At 40.7% G+C, this 15826-nt stretch carries 12 protein-coding genes; all 12 read left to right on the top strand.

All coding sequences use genetic code 11. The features are described 5' to 3' along the window. Positions 1-164 precede the first annotated feature (164 nt). Positions 165-3281: an MMPL family transporter gene (locus V6Z54_RS18085; RefSeq protein ID WP_269103522.1), complete on the top strand. Its 3117-nt coding sequence runs from the start codon at positions 165-167 to the stop codon at positions 3279-3281. A 145-nt stretch (positions 3282-3426) separates the two neighbouring features. Continuing rightward, positions 3427-4707, top strand: coding sequence for a pitrilysin family protein (locus V6Z54_RS18080; RefSeq protein WP_338527562.1), 1281 nt, complete (start codon positions 3427-3429; stop codon positions 4705-4707). Then, positions 4704-5996, top strand: coding sequence for a pitrilysin family protein (locus V6Z54_RS18075; protein ID WP_039178701.1), 1293 nt, complete (start codon positions 4704-4706; stop codon positions 5994-5996). The genes V6Z54_RS18080 and V6Z54_RS18075 overlap by 4 nt, the downstream gene beginning before the upstream one ends. 152 nt (positions 5997-6148) lie before the next feature. After that, on the top strand, positions 6149-6625 hold the full coding sequence (locus tag V6Z54_RS18070) for a MarR family transcriptional regulator (RefSeq protein WP_041084797.1): 477 nt from the start codon (positions 6149-6151) through the stop codon (positions 6623-6625). Beyond that, positions 6603-9722: an MMPL family transporter gene (locus tag V6Z54_RS18065; RefSeq protein ID WP_338527561.1), complete on the top strand. Its 3120-nt coding sequence runs from the start codon at positions 6603-6605 to the stop codon at positions 9720-9722. The genes V6Z54_RS18070 and V6Z54_RS18065 overlap by 23 nt, the downstream gene beginning before the upstream one ends. A 31-nt stretch (positions 9723-9753) precedes the next feature. Continuing rightward, positions 9754-10482: an SDR family oxidoreductase gene (locus V6Z54_RS18060; RefSeq protein ID WP_041084795.1), complete on the top strand. Its 729-nt coding sequence runs from the start codon at positions 9754-9756 to the stop codon at positions 10480-10482. 73 nt (positions 10483-10555) lie between these two features. After that, complete coding sequence (locus V6Z54_RS18055) at positions 10556-10813, top strand: DUF3243 domain-containing protein (RefSeq protein ID WP_024424114.1); 258 nt, start codon at positions 10556-10558, stop codon at positions 10811-10813. Between the two features lie 131 nt (positions 10814-10944). Continuing rightward, on the top strand, positions 10945-11736 hold the full coding sequence (locus V6Z54_RS18050; RefSeq protein WP_003211480.1) for a DUF3388 domain-containing protein: 792 nt from the start codon (positions 10945-10947) through the stop codon (positions 11734-11736). 23 nt (positions 11737-11759) lie between these two features. Further along, positions 11760-12659 (top strand): helix-turn-helix domain-containing protein, encoded by a 900-nt coding sequence (locus V6Z54_RS18045; protein ID WP_075611412.1) that lies wholly within the window; start codon positions 11760-11762, stop codon positions 12657-12659. A gap of 73 nt (positions 12660-12732) precedes the next feature. Further along, positions 12733-13314, top strand: a complete 582-nt coding sequence (pgsA, locus tag V6Z54_RS18040) for a CDP-diacylglycerol--glycerol-3-phosphate 3-phosphatidyltransferase (RefSeq protein ID WP_008358030.1) — start codon at positions 12733-12735, stop codon at positions 13312-13314. Positions 13315-13330: 16 nt separating this feature from the next. Continuing rightward, positions 13331-14581, top strand: coding sequence for a competence/damage-inducible protein A (locus V6Z54_RS18035; RefSeq protein ID WP_041084792.1), 1251 nt, complete (start codon positions 13331-13333; stop codon positions 14579-14581). 178 nt (positions 14582-14759) lie between these two features. Next, positions 14760-15803: a recombinase RecA gene (recA, locus tag V6Z54_RS18030; protein WP_041084791.1), complete on the top strand. Its 1044-nt coding sequence runs from the start codon at positions 14760-14762 to the stop codon at positions 15801-15803. The last annotated feature ends 23 nt before the right edge of the window (positions 15804-15826 follow it).

Raw genomic sequence — 15826 nt, 5'->3', positions numbered from 1 at the left:
TAGGCAGAAATTGAGCTCGCGTGCTGATGATGGAGATGTGGTTCTTCAACACGAAAGGACAATTGAATAGGTCATCCTGCCATTTGAAGGAGACGCAGTCAGCACTTCAGACACGCTCAAATACAGCAAATTGATTGAAGAACTAGAAGGAGCTTGAAGCAGCTATGTTGCAAATAATTAAAGCAAGATGGATTGTATTAGTGGTGTGGATGATAACAGCTGTGATTCTGTTTATTACTGCGCCCGATTTAGAGGAATTAACAAGAGAAAAAGGGCAATTAAAGGTTCCGGAGGGGACACCAACAGCTGAGGCACTTCACCTATTGGATAAGCTGTCAGATAAGAACGGGAAAAAAGATACAGGTGTGCTTGTATTCTCCGAACAACATCTGTTCCCTGCGAAAGAGCAGGAATTAAAAAAGGCTTTAGCTGCACTCATGACACATGCCCCAGAACTCCACATTGACGGAATTACTTCATATTTTCATGTAGATCCGGACATTCAAAAACAACTTTTATCAAAGGATAAAAGTACACTTCTTGTTCCATTCAAATTCGACCACTACGAAACAAAAGCTGTGAAGATTAAAGAACAAATTGAGGAAGTTTTAAAGCCCTATCATGTCTCATATGAAATAACGGGTCAAAAATTTGTGGATTCAGATGTCATTAAAAGCTCTCAACAAGGTCTGAAGAAAACTGAACTTATCACGATGATTTTTATTTTCTTTATTTTAATAATTGTTTTCAGATCGATATTGGCACCTGTTGTTCCGCTCATTACGATCGGCATTTCTTACGCTGTTAGCCGGTGCATTGTGGCTTTTCTCGTAGAATATACACAATTTCCTCTATCTAATTTTACTCAGATTTTTATGGTAGCCATTATGTTCGGTATCGGAACGGATTATTGCATCCTGCTGTTAAGCCGTTTTAAAGAGGAGATCGGTCAAGGCCGTGATGTCAAAGAGTCGATTATCATCACGTATCAATGTGCAGGGAAGACGGTATTTTTCAGCGGCTTAGCCGTGTTAGTCGGCTTCTCAAGTATTGGATTTGCTAAATTCCAATTGTATCAATCAGCCGTTAGTGTTGCCGTTGGAGTGGGCGTTCTGCTGATTGCCCTTGTCACCATCGTTCCCTTTTTTATGTCTGTTTTCGGAAAATCTCTATTCTGGCCATCTAAAAGAGAAAACATCCGGCACCCGCAAAGTAAAATGTGGGAATGGGCTGGGCGCTTTTCATTTAAAAGGCCGCTGATCAGCTTAGGTTTAGTCGCTCTTATTACGGTGCCTCCTATTCTGATGTACGACGGCACTCTATCTTATAACAGTTTAAATGAAATTGGGAATAAGTATGAGTCGGTGTCTGCATTTAATACGATATCAGAGCAATTTGGCTTTGGTGAAGCGCTGCCGCTGAATGTGCTAGTCGAAAGTGACAATAAGCTAGATAATCAAGAAAAGATTGTGATCATTGAAAAACTGACCCGTAAATTAAATGACATTGACGAAGTCAAAACAGTCCGTAGTGTCACGCGCCCTGTTGGAGACGGGCTGAGCCAGCTTTATGTCACCTCTCAAGCGAAAGAGCTGGGAGGAGAACTTGGCAAAGGACATGAAGGAATCGGGAAAATTTCTGATGGCTTGACCGAAACAAATCTGGCCCTTCTCAAACAAAAACCAAAAATTGAAGAATCCGCTCAAGGCATTGACAAGCTGATTGATGGAACGAAAGCAATCAAAAGCGGTATCGGAGAAGTCAGGGAATCCCTTATCTCTTTAGAAGATGGGGTGAGGCGCAGTAAAGAAGGCGTCGGCACGATTCGAAGTAAAATCAAAGAAGCGAAAAAAGAATTAGAGCAAGAATATCGCAGCAGCGAAACGATGATTCAAGAGCTAGAGCAAGTGGTGAAAACACTAGAACGCCATGCGAAATCGAATCAGCAGCTGATGACAACCATTAAGAAAGTAAAGAAATCTTATGAAAATCTATCATTTGAAGCACTAGAAAATCGTCTTCCAGAAGTAAAAGACATGGAAGAATATAAAGAAATCAAGAAAGTATTCAAAGAAACAAAAGGAATGCTTGATCAAGCAGGGGATCAAATGAGTGTATATGAAGAGGAAGCCTCTCACTTTAAGCAAAAGATCGAGCAGGCAGATCAAGTGATTCAAACCTTATCAAGCAAGCAAAAAGAAGTAAAACGACAAGTGCAAGCACTCATGGATGGGCTTGATCAAATTTATGACGGTCTTGACCAAACAAATGAGGGCCAAAAACAATTGATTAAAGAAATGCCTAAAATTGAAGATGGTGCAGATCAGCTGACAGACGGCCAAAAAGCCATCAAAAAAGGATTTAGCCAGCTTTCATCAAAACTTACATTATTAACAGATGGATTAGATGAAAGCATTGAAGGGCTTGAGCAGGTCAAAAGCGGCTTCACCGAGGCTGACGGCTACTTAAAGCAGCTTCAGCAAGCGCCAGATGAAGAAATAACGGGCTGGTTTATTCCAGAAGAAGTGCTGAAACGCCAAGAATTTAAGCAAATCTTCCATACGTATATGTCTCCAGATCGTAAATTAACGACTTTTGAAGTCATCCTAAATGTGAATCCATACAGCAATGAAGCGATGAAAGGTGTCGCAAAAATTGAGGAAACCCTTGATCAATATTTACCTGTAAGTGGACTCAAAAATGCCAAATACGGTGTATCTGGTATCTCAAGTTTAAATGTGGACCTAAAAGAAACGTCTGACGGTGACTTTATTCGAACTGTCATCTTCATGTTAATTGGTATTTTTATTATTTTAATTATTTTATTACGGTCAATCGTCATGCCGGTATACTTAACACTTTCACTGATTTTAACGTATTTTACATCGATCGGGTTAACAGAATGGATCTTTAAAACATTTTTTGGCTACGATGGTGTCAGCTGGGCTGTCCCATTTTTCAGCTTTGTTATTCTTGTGACGCTCGGGATTGATTATTCCATCTTCCTCATGGATCGTTTTAATGAATGGAAGGGAGAGCATGTGCAAGCATCGATGATATCAGCGATGAGAAATATGGGTTCTGTCATTATTTCTGCAGTGGCCATTTTAGCAGGTACGTTCGCCGCTATGCTGCCATCAGGAGTATTATCACTTGTTGAAATTGCAACGGTCGTACTCATTGGACTTTTATTATATGCTTTTGTTGTATTGCCGCTCTTTATTCCGGTGATGGTTCGTATTTTTGGTAAATGGAATTGGTGGCCGTTTAGAACGAAATAACGACTGGCGTCTCTGCTTTGAGCAGAGGCGTTTTTATTTCCTATCCTTTCCTCTGATTGATATAATGTCTATTAAATGGCTGTTTCACGTATATATCAGCTATGTTCTAATACATAATAAATAGGATGAACAAAGGAGGTTTCTCATGACGTACTTACAAGAGAAGATACTGGACACACCGGGTCTTCATACTCATATTGTCAAAACAGAAAAATTTAAAACCGTGACAATCCTTTTTAAAATGCTTGCACCTTTATCCAAAGATGACGTCACCATGCGTTCTCTTTTCCCGCATGTGCTTTTAAGAGGAACAGAAAAAATGCCGAAAACAGGCGCATTGCGTGCTTATTTTGATGAGCTCTATGGAGCAACCGTTTCGGCAGACATGGCGAAAAAAGGTGAGAATCACATCATTACCTTCCGCTTGGAAATGGCGAATGAAAAATATCTAAAGGATCAAACCCCTTTACTAGAAAAAGGGATTGCCTTACTATCTGACCTATTATTCCACCCGTATGTTGAAGATGGGGTGTTTAGTCAATTATATGTAGATCAAGAAAAACGTACGTTAAAACAGCGAATTCAGGCAGTCTATGATGACAAAATGCGTTATTCGAATTTACGACTCGTGCAGGAAATGTGTAAAGGTGAACCATATGCACTGCACGTCAATGGTGAAATGGAAGACATCGAAGCAATCACCGCTCACTCGCTGTTTGAAGCTTATGAGCATGCGCTTCAATCAAACCAGCTTGATCTTTATGTTGTGGGAGATGTTGACGAGCAAGACATTAGCCGAATGGTCTCCCAATACTTTAAAACAAGTGAAAGAGAACCGGTCAAACAACAGACTGAATCAGCAAGACCTCAAAATGAACCAAAAGAAGTCATTGATGAAGAGGACGTGAAACAAGGCAAGCTGAATATTGGCTTTCGCACACATACAACGATTGCAGATAAAGATTATCCGGCGCTGCATTTGTTTAATGGCATATTCGGCGGTTTCTCGCATTCAAAGCTATTCATCAATGTTCGTGAAAAAGCAAGTCTTGCGTACTACGCTGTGTCTAGACTTGAGAGCTTTAAAGGCTTGATGATGGTCATGTCAGGAATTGAAGTTGGCAACTACCAGCAGGCAGTAGACATCATCAAAGATCAATTTGAGGCGATGCAAAAAGGTGATTTTTCAGATGAAGCAATTGATCAAACAAAAGCAGTCGTCAAAAACCAGCTGCTTGAAACGATCGATACGTCTTATGGGACAGCAGAATATTTGTATCAGCATGCCGTTGTGCCAACAGGGGAAACCCTTGATTCCTTTTTAGAAGCATTAGACCAAGTGACAAAAGAGGACATCATCAAAGTGGGTCAGAAAATCGAGTGGGATACGACCTATTTTCTTAAAGGAACGGAGGGTGCTTCATGACAGTGAAAACAATTCAATTCGATCAGCTGCAAGAAACGGTCTATCACGAAAAAATGGAAAGCGGACTTGACGTTTATGTGCTGCCAAAGCAAGGATTTAACAAAACCTATGCGACCTTTACAACTAAATATGGCTCAGTTGATAATGAATTTGTACCGCTTGGCAAAGAAGACATGATTCGAGTGCCTGACGGAATTGCCCATTTCTTAGAGCATAAGCTGTTTGAAAAAGAAGATGGAGATGTGTTTCATACTTTTAGTAAACAAGGAGCATCCGCAAACGCTTTTACTACGTTTACGAGAACGGCTTATTTATTCTCAAGCACCTCAAATGTCGAACAAAACCTTGAGACACTTATTGATTTTGTTCAGGAGCCTTATTTTACTGAAAAAACAGTCGAAAAAGAAAAGGGTATTATTGGTCAAGAGATTAACATGTATGATGACAATCCGGACTGGCGTTTATTCTTTGGTCTGATTGAAAATTTATATCAAGAACATCCTGTGAGAATAGATATTGCTGGAACAGTAGAGAGCATTGCCCCTATTACAAAAGATCATTTGTATGAATGCTATGAAACGTTCTATCACCCGAGCAATATGCTTCTATTCGTCGTTGGTCCGGTTGATCCGAAGCAAATTTTAGATCAAGTCAGAGCGAATCAGGCGAAAAAGCCATTTACAGACCAGCCGGAAATCAAACGAAAAGACATCAATGAGCCTGAAGGAGTGTACCGGAAAGAATACGAACTTCCAATGAACGTACAAGGCTCTAAATGTATGTTCGGTTTGAAAACAAAAAATCCGCATAAAAAAGGAAATCAGCTGCTAAAGCATGAGCTTGGGATGAACCTCATTTTAGAGACGCTGTTTGGCAAAAGCTCTTTACAATATGAACAGATGTATGAAAAAGGCTTAATTGATGAAACATTCAGTTACGATTATACAGAAGAAGGCGGCTTTGGATTCACTTCAGTTGGCGGGGATACAAATGATCCTGATCAACTCGCAAAAGTATTAAAAGAAACCCTTCTTCAAGCAAAAAGCCTTATGACGGAAGAGAAAATTGAGCTTGCCCGAAAGAAAAAAATTGGCAGCTTTTTAAAAGCCATGAATTCTCCAGAATACATTGCGAACCAATTTACTCGATATGCATTCTTAGACATGAGCTTATTTGATGTCGTCACAGTGCTGGAACAAATTCAATTAGCTGATATTCAGCAAATTTTAGATGAAGAAATTGATGAAGAACGGATGTCCGTTTTCAAAGTCGTCCCAAAAACAAAATAAATGTAAAAAGACAAACTCATATCGGCAGAGTTTGTCTTTTTTTATGTTCATTGAAAAATCCGCTTTATTTGCGAGGATATTCATTGACAATTGTTTTGTTCGTTAGTTAAACTCTTTAATAGTTAAACACTTAAACTAAAAAGGAGCAGCGTATGGAACAAAATAAAATTGCCCAGCTCATCCAGAGGTATGCAGATGTCTATCTCATGATGGAGAAAAAAGTATCGAGTATGATCACAGAAAAGCTTGATAAAGAGCTGACGCTTGATCAATATTACTCCCTTCGATACATCAATTTACATCCGGGGTGTACATCAACGGACCTGGCTTATGTATGTAATGTAAACAAAAGTGCTGTAACATCCATGACCAATCGTCTTTTTACGAAAAACTATATTTTTCGTGAACATGATCAAGCAGACAGAAGAAATGTTCACCTGTACGTCACGCCAGAGGGCAAAGATGTAGTCAGCCGAATGGAAAAGCAGCTTCAAGACCTAGTTCGGTCTTATTTTGAAAAGCTTGAAGAAAAAGAAATGGAATCATTTATTCAAACATATGAAAAGATCTATCAAGTGATCATCGAAGAGGAGGCACAAAGTACTAATGAGAGCAATCATAAAGGGTAGATGGCTGATCACGATCCTGTGGGTCGTATTAGCGGCAGTGTTACTCATCACCGCTCCTAATATGGCGCAATTAACAAAAGAAAAGGGGCAAATTTCTGTACCAGACGGCTATCCGTCCTCATATGCCAATCAGTTATTAAAGAAAATGTCTGAAAACGGGGATACAGAAAAATCAATCGTCATTGTCTTTCAAGAAAAGAACATTGTGAAAGAAAGAGAAACCTCTTTAAAAAAGGCAATGGACATTTTAGAAAAGGATCAAGATCTCCACATAGAGGACATCACTTCTTACTTTGAAGCCAATAAAGATATTAAAAAACAAATGCTCTCCAAAGATCAAACGACACTTCTTGTTCCAGTTACATATGACTCAAACAAAATCAAAGCATCCGATTTTAAAGAAAGAGTCAATGAAAAGCTGAAAAGCTTAAACCTGAAATTTGAAATGACAGGGCAGCCGTTAATTGATGATGATGTTATCACAAGTTCGCAGGAAGGCTTGAAGAAAACAGAATTCATTACGATTGGGTTTATTCTCGTCGTTCTTGTTCTTGTTTTTAGATCAGCTGTGGCGCCTTTCGTTCCGTTAGTCGCAGTGGCACTGTCTTACTTGGTGAGTCAATCGATCGTGGCTTATTTGGTAAAATATGTAGACTTTCCGCTCTCGACCTTTACTCAGATCTTTATGGTCGCGATCATGTTTGGAATTGGAACGGACTACTGCATACTGCTTCTCAGCCGCTTTAAGGAAGAGATCGCACACGGTAAAGATAAAATTGAAGCGATTCTCATTACGTATAAAACAGCAGGAAAGACCGTCTTATTCAGCGGAATTGCGGTTCTGATCGGTTTTACATGTATTGGTCTGGCACAATTTCAGCTTTATAAATCAGCTGTTGCAGTAGCAGTCGGGGTTGCTGTGCTCATTGTGGCCCTTCTCACGATTGTACCGTTCTTTATGGCGGTTTTAGGAAAGGTGTTATTTTGGCCGATTAAAGGCGATATTGCTCACCCGCAGTCAAAAATGTGGGAAACAGCAGGCCGCTTTTCATTTAAGAAACCGCTTTTCAGCTTAATAATCGTAGGAATCATTACACTTCCGCCAATTCTGATGTATAAAGGAACCCTTTCTTATAACAGCTTAGATGAAATTGGTAACAAATACGAATCGGTCAACGCATTCAATACCATTTCTGACAAGTTTGGACCGGGTGAAGCACTTCCGGCAACAGTGGTCGTGAAATCAGCTGATGTTTTAGACAACAATGAAGGGCTGATTGCCATCGAAAAACTCAGCCGTGCAATTGAACAAACAGATGGCGTCAGCAAAGTCAGAAGTGCCACCCGTCCTGTCGGTAAAGGGCTTAGTGATTTGTACGTGAAATCACAAGCCAAGGAACTGAACACAGGGCTTGATAAAAGCAATGAAGGATTGAAAAAAATTCAGGATGCTCTCACAACAATGAGTCAATCCATTGAGGATCAAACGCCGCAAATCAAATCATCAGGAAAAGGGATTAACCAGCTGATTTCTGGTACAGAATCAGTGCAAACAGGCATTCAAAATGTTGAAAAACATTTAAGGGATTTGCAAGACGGAATTGATCAAAACAAAAAAGGTGTAGCAGCCATTAAAAATGAAATCAAAGGTGCGAAAAAGGAATTAACGGCTCAAGTCGCACAAGTGAATCAGCAAGTTTCGCTGTATAAAAGCATTTCCAAAGAATTAAAGGCGGCTTTAGCGCAAGTGGATACATCATCATCTGCTGCAGCAGATGTAAAAGCGTTAATCAAACAAGCAAATACACAATTTAGTACACTTGAAAAGCAAATCCCGCAGGTCAAAGAAAATCAATCGTATCAAGCAATTAAAGCTTCATACAATGAACTTTCTGCGACCTTGCAAGAAGGAGCGAAACAGGCAGACAGCTATGCCAAACAAGCGAAAGAAGCTAGAAAGCAGCTTGAAGCAGCTGATGCCTTTATCGCAAAAGCTTCAGAACAGCAAAAAGTCTTGACGAGTCAAATCGATGAACTCATTGCTGGCTTAGATGCAGTTGAAACTGGACTGGATCAAACGTCTAAAGGCCAAGGACAATTAGCTGATAATATGCCAAAGCTTGCAAATGGAGCAGGCGACATCATTAATGGTCAAAAGCAAATGAAAGAAAAGATTGGCGGCTTTGGGGATGATCTGACCAAGCTGACAGATGGTCTGAACAAAAGTGTAACTGGACTTGAGAAAATTTCTAGCGGCTTAATGGGTGCAGGTGACTACTTAGATGAACTGAAAAATGCACCAGATCAAGACATGGCCGGCTGGTTTATTCCAAAAGACGTCTTAAAAAATAAAGCATTCAAGCAAGTATTTGATTCATACATGTCAGATGATCGCAAGATGACAAAAATTGATGTCATTTTAGAAAAAAACCCATATGGAAATGAAGCTCTGTCGACAATAAAACAAGTGGAAGCTTCTGTTGAAAGGGCACTTCCTGAAACAAACCTAAAAGATGCGTCATTTGGCGTTTCAGGTGTATCAAGTATGAACGCTGATCTGAAACAGCTGTCAGACCAAGATTTCAATAAGACGGTGCTTTACATGATGATTGGTATTTTCCTTATTTTGGTGATCTTGTTCCGTTCGCTTGTTATGCCGCTGTACTTAGTAGGTTCACTCATATTGACTTACTTTACAGCAATCGGTATAACAGAATTTATTTTCACCCATTTCTTCGGATATCCAGGCATTAACTGGGCTGTACCATTCTTTGGATTTGTCATATTAATGGCGCTCGGAGTCGATTATTCGATTTTCTTAATGGAGCGATTCAATGAATACAAAACAAAAGACATCCAGTTTGCCATGACCGAATCAATGAAAAATATGGGGTCTGTCATTATGTCAGCTGCTGTTATTCTGGCAGGAACATTTGCCGCAATGCTTCCATCAGGTGTGCTGTCTCTCTTGCAGATTGCAACACTTGTCCTCACAGGACTTTTATTGTACGCACTCGTTGTGCTACCATTGTTCGTACCTGTAATGGTGAAATTGTTCGGATCAGCCAACTGGTTCCCATTTAAACGAAAAGAATAGGTATCCCATATAGAAAGAAGGAATCAATGTGATGAGTCGTTGGGCGCTGATAACAGGTGCCAGTGGCGGAATTGGGCAGGCAGCAGCCAAAAAGCTTGCTCAAGAAGGCTGCAACCTAATGCTTCATTATCATAAAAATGAACAGGCAGCTGTGCGCCTCGCCGATCATTTGGATGAGGCATATCACATTCAGACGCATGTCGTTCAAGCAGATTTAGCTAAAACGGGCGGAGCAGATGAGCTTGTCAGCCGCCTGCCCCTCCGTCCAGATATCCTTGTTTTAAATAGCGGCAGGAGCCATGTTGGATTGGTGACAGACACAGAAAAAGATGTCTTAGCCAGTATGGTGCAGCTTCATGTCACAAGTCCATATGAGCTTACCCAATCCCTTTTACCTGCCATGATCCAAAAGAAAGCAGGTCATATCATTGCGGTCAGCTCGATATGGGGAGAAACGGGAGCATCATGTGAAGTGCTGTACAGCATGGTCAAAGGTGCGCAAAATGCGTTTATAAAAGGATTAGCAAAAGAGCTTGCCCCAAGTGGAATAAGAGCAAATGCTGTCTCCCCTGGTGCTGTCAAAACAGACATGATGAATAGTTTTACGCAGGAAGACATCGCGATGCTGGAAGAAGAAATCCCGCTTGGCCGGCTTGCATCGCCTGAGGAAGTTGCAGATGTCATTTGGTTTCTCGCCTCAAAACAGTCAAGTTATATCACAGGTCAAATTTTATCTGTTAATGGCGGCTGGTACTGTTAAAAAACGTGTATAATTCGTCTCTTCATGACAAAAGCTATGGCTGTAATTCATCTTTTCGAATGGAGGAATCGACATGTCTGTACTTGAGAACTGGGACCATTGGAAAAACTTTTTAGGTGATCGCTTAAATCATGCGCAGGATAAAGGTTTAGAAGATGAGACCATCAATAACCTTGCATATGAAATTGGCGGATATCTAGCTAACGAAGTTGAGGCAAAGAACGAGCAGGAAAGAGTACTTGCTGACCTTTGGAGCGTTGCATCAGAAGATGAGCAGCGTGCCATTGCAAATATGATGGTCAAGTTAGTTGAAAATAATAGCTCGCACTAAACAAAAAGAGAGGTCGTTTGTGCCTCTCTTTTTATTTTAACCGTTTCACAACATTGTGCTTTCTAAAAATGTGAAAATGCTTTATGATAAAGGAAGGTAAAAATTTGCCACAATGAAGGGGGTAATATCATTTGGCAAAGCTCGAATGGTATTTTGAATATGAGATACAGGTAAACCGTCCCGGACTTTTAGGAGACATTTCTTCTCTAATGGGGATGCTTTCAATTAATATTGTGACAATCAATGGTGTTGATGTATCAAGACGCGGAATGCTTTTACGCTGTGACCACACAGATCAAATTAAGCGACTTGAATCAATTTTAAATACAATGGAAACGATAAAAGTAACGAAATTAAGACAGCCAAAGCTTCGTGACCGCTTAGCTGTTCGTCATGGAAGATACATACAGCGTGATGCGGATGACAAAAAGACGTTCCGTTTTGAAAGAGACGAGCTCGGTCTTCTTGTTGATTTTATGGCTGAACTCTTTAAAAAAGAAGGACATAAATTGATTGGGATTCGCGGTATGCCGCGTGTCGGAAAAACAGAATCAATTGTGGCTTCAAGTGTATGTGCAAGTAAGAGATGGCTGTTTGTTTCGTCTACTCTTTTGAAACAGACGATCCGAAGTCAGCTTATCGCAGATGAATACAGCCCAGATAACGTCTTTATTATTGATGGGATTGTATCGACAAGAAGAGGTTCTGAGAAGCACTTACAGCTTTTAAGGGAAATTATGAGACTGCCGGCAACGAAGGTGGTTGAGCATCCAGACATCTTTATTCAAAATTCAGAATATACAATGGATGATTTCGACTATATCATTGAATTGCGTAATAGTGCAGACGAAGAGATTACATATGAACACGCTGAAGAACCACAAGTGTTTGATCATTCTGGTTTTTCTGGCTTCGATTTTTAATATGGTAATGGTAGGTGTTTGTTTTGACTGAATTGGGAAAACGGCTCGTTGAGGCCAGAGAGGAAAAAGGGATGTCGCTGGAGGATCTCCAGACGGTTACCAAGATCCAAAAGCGCTATTTGCTAGCAATCGAACAAGGAAACTATGATATTATTCCAGGTAAATTTTACGTCAGAGCGTTTATTAAACAATATGCCGAAGCCGTTGGACTGAATCCTGAACAATTGTTCGAAGAATTTCGTAAAGATGTTCCAAGCACGTATAACGATGAAGTATCTGATAAATTATCAAATATTAAGCCGCAAAGAGAGCTGCCAAAGCCTGCCTCGAAAGTGCTAGAATTATTGCCGACAATTTTAATTATTGGAGGCATCATTGTGGTCATCGCCATCATTTATGTGATCGTGCAGGCGGTCAATCATGATAGCGGACAGAAGAATAATCAGGCGGCTCCTCAGCAATCAGAATCTAAATATGAAGTATCTAAGGATTCATCTCTTGCAAAAGATCAAAAGAAAAAAGAAAAAACTTCATCAGATGATAAAGAAAAATCATCTAAAAAAGATGATTCATCAAAAGACGATGAAACTGTTTCGTTAAAGGCGACGAATACAGAAGGCTCGACGACAACTTATGAAGTATCAGGTGCTGACGAAATGGAGTTAACCATTTCTGCCTCGCAAGCTTCATGGCTGCGCGTAAGAGACGAATCTGGAAAAGTGCTGAAGATGGGTGAACTAAAAGATGGCGAATCGTTTAAAACAGATATGTCTGATCTTTCTCAGGTCGATATCCGTCTAGGCAATGCGTCTGGAATTGATATCAAGGTAAATGACGAGACACTTAAGTACGAATTAGACCCTAAGAACACCATGACACAAAACATTGTGATTGTGAATAAAGGAAAGGAAAAGTCATCTTAAGCAAGTAGATGACTTTTCTTTTGTTCCTACTATTATATACATAAAAAATTGCATTATTGGAGGATTGGATTTCATGTTTAACTTACCGAATAAAATAACCCTTTCTAGGATCGCCTTGATCCCTGTTTTTATGATTATTATGCTTGCACCGTTGGATTGGGGTGTTGCACGCTTTGGCGACGTCAGCATCGAAGTGACGCACCTTGTTGGAGCGATCCTGTTTATTGTCGCTTCAACAACTGACTGGATTGATGGATACTACGCACGCAAGCTTAATTTGGTGACAAACTTTGGTAAATTTTTAGATCCGCTTGCAGATAAATTGCTTGTTTCAGCTGCTTTAATTATACTTGTTCAATACAACCTCACACCGGCATGGATGGCGATTGTGATCATCAGCCGTGAATTTGCTGTAACTGGTCTAAGGCTTGTATTAGCCGGAGGCGGTGAAGTAGTGGCAGCGAATATGCTTGGAAAAGTGAAGACGTGGGCGCAAATCATTGCGATTTCAGCACTTTTACTGCATAACCTGCCGTTTGAACTTGTATCATTCCCGTTTGGTGATCTAGCGATGTGGGTAGCGGTGTTCTTCACTGTTGTCTCAGGCTGGGATTACTTTGCAAAAAACTGGGAAGCTTTAAAGAATTCTAACTAAAAAGGACGTGTACGCTTTGAAGTCAGAGAGAAAAGCAGAAATTATTGCAGTCGGTTCCGAACTCTTGCTAGGGCAAATTACGAATACGAATGCACAATTCATCAGCAAACAACTAGCTGAAATTGGTGTGAATGTTTATTACCACACAGCAGTTGGTGACAATCCAGAGCGTTTAAAACAGGCCATTCAGGTGGCGCAGGAAAGATCTAATTTTATTATCTTCTCAGGTGGTCTTGGACCAACCAAAGATGACTTAACAAAAGAAACAATTGCGAGCACGCTCGGTAAAGAGCTTGTACTAAATGAAGAAGCATTTGAATCGATTCAAGACTACTTTCGAAAGACCGGCCGCGATATGTCACCGAACAACCGTAAGCAGGCACTCGTTCTAGAAGGATCAGATGTGCTTGTGAACCGTTTCGGGATGGCTCCAGGTATGTTTGTTCAAGAAGATAATACGTTTTATATGCTTCTTCCTGGACCGCCAAGTGAATTGCACCCGATGTTTGAAAACGAGGCAAAGCCGCTTATTTCTGAGAAGCTTGGCTTAAAGGAAAAAATTGTGTCTGTTGTTCTGCGCTTCTTCGGAATCGGTGAATCGCAGCTTGAAACAGACCTAGAAGATTTAATTGATGCTCAAACCAACCCGACGATTGCACCACTCGCATCTGACGGTGAAGTGACGCTAAGGCTGACTGCTAAGCATGAGGATGAAAAAGAAACAGAGCGTCTGTTAAAAGAAACAGAAGCACAAATTTTAGCGCGGGTAGGAGAGTACTTCTACGGATATGGGGATACATCACTTGTCCGCGAAGCGTCCAAAGCCTTGCACGAGCACGGGAAAACAGTAGCAGCAGCAGAAAGCCTGACTGGCGGAATGTTCTCCGAATGGCTGACAGATCTCGAAGGAGCATCATCCATTTTGAACGGAAGTGTGGTTTGTTATACAAACCAAGTCAAACAGCAGGTACTTGGCTGCCGGGAAGAAACACTGTCTTCTCATGGGGCTGTCAGTAAAGAGTGCGCTTTAGAGCTTGCTGAAGGGGTTAGGAAGCTGACCGGAAGTGATATTGGCATTAGCTTTACGGGTGTAGCAGGACCTGATACCCAAGAGGGTCAGCCTGTTGGAAAAGTATTCATTGGACTATCGACGAAAGACCAGACGGACGTGTTTGAATGGATGTTTACAGGCAGCCGGTCGGGCATTCGAAAGCGCGCTGTGAAATATGGTCTGCATCACTTACTCAACTTATTAAAAGAGAGTTAATTTTGTTTTTTGTTAGGTTTACTCCTTTATAAAAGAGCGTTTTTTTTAATAGAAAACACTCTTTTCTTAAAAAATCGGCCGAGAAAAAAATCGAATATGTGTTCGTTTTTTTCTTGGCAAATGACGTAAAACAAGGTATAGTATAGATAGTGGAATTGATAAAGGAGGAAACAATAGAATGAGTGATCGTCAAGCAGCCTTAGATATGGCTCTTAAACAAATAGAAAAACAGTTTGGTAAAGGCTCTATTATGAAACTAGGAGAGCAAACAGATACACGTATTTCAACAGTACCTAGTGGTTCGTTAGCACTTGATACTGCGCTTGGAATAGGCGGATATCCCCGAGGCCGTATTATCGAAGTATATGGTCCAGAGAGTTCTGGTAAAACGACAGTAGCCCTTCATGCCATTGCTGAAGTTCAGCAGCAGGGAGGACAAGCTGCATTTATTGATGCAGAGCATGCACTCGATCCAGTTTACGCTAAAAAACTAGGTGTCAACATTGATGAACTGTTACTTTCTCAGCCGGATACAGGAGAGCAAGCACTTGAAATTGCAGAAGCTCTTGTCCGCAGCGGGGCAGTTGATATTGTTGTTATTGACTCTGTAGCTGCTCTTGTACCAAAAGCAGAGATTGAAGGAGACATGGGTGATTCACACGTTGGTCTTCAAGCGCGTTTGATGTCTCAAGCTCTTCGTAAGCTATCAGGTGCTATCAACAAATCAAAAACAATTGCCATCTTTATTAACCAAATTCGTGAAAAAGTTGGTGTCATGTTCGGTAACCCTGAAACAACGCCTGGTGGACGTGCGCTGAAGTTCTATTCATCTGTTCGTTTAGAAGTGCGCCGTGCTGAACAGCTGAAACAAGGCAATGACATTATGGGGAATAAAACGAGAATTAAAGTGGTGAAAAACAAAGTGGCACCGCCATTCCGTATTGCGGAAGTAGACATTATGTACGGTGAAGGGATCTCAAAAGAGGGAGAAATCATCGACCTTGGAAGCGAACTAGATATCGTACAAAAGAGCGGTGCTTGGTATTCTTACCAAGAGGAACGTCTTGGACAAGGCCGTGAAAATGCGAAACAGTTCCTAAAAGAAAATAAAGATATCATGCTGATGATCCAGGAGCAAATTCGCGAACATTACGGTTTGGATAATAACGGAGTAGCGCAGCAGGAATCTGAAGAGGCGCTAGAACAATTAGAATTAGAATAAAAATAAAATTAGTATGAAATGAT

It is taken from the genome of Bacillus sp. MAG717A, from assembly GCF_036884855.1.
In the GTDB taxonomy this organism is placed as follows: Bacteria; Bacillota; Bacilli; order Bacillales; family Bacillaceae; genus Bacillus; species Bacillus safensis.
This window is presented reverse-complemented; position numbering and strand designations above follow the sequence as displayed.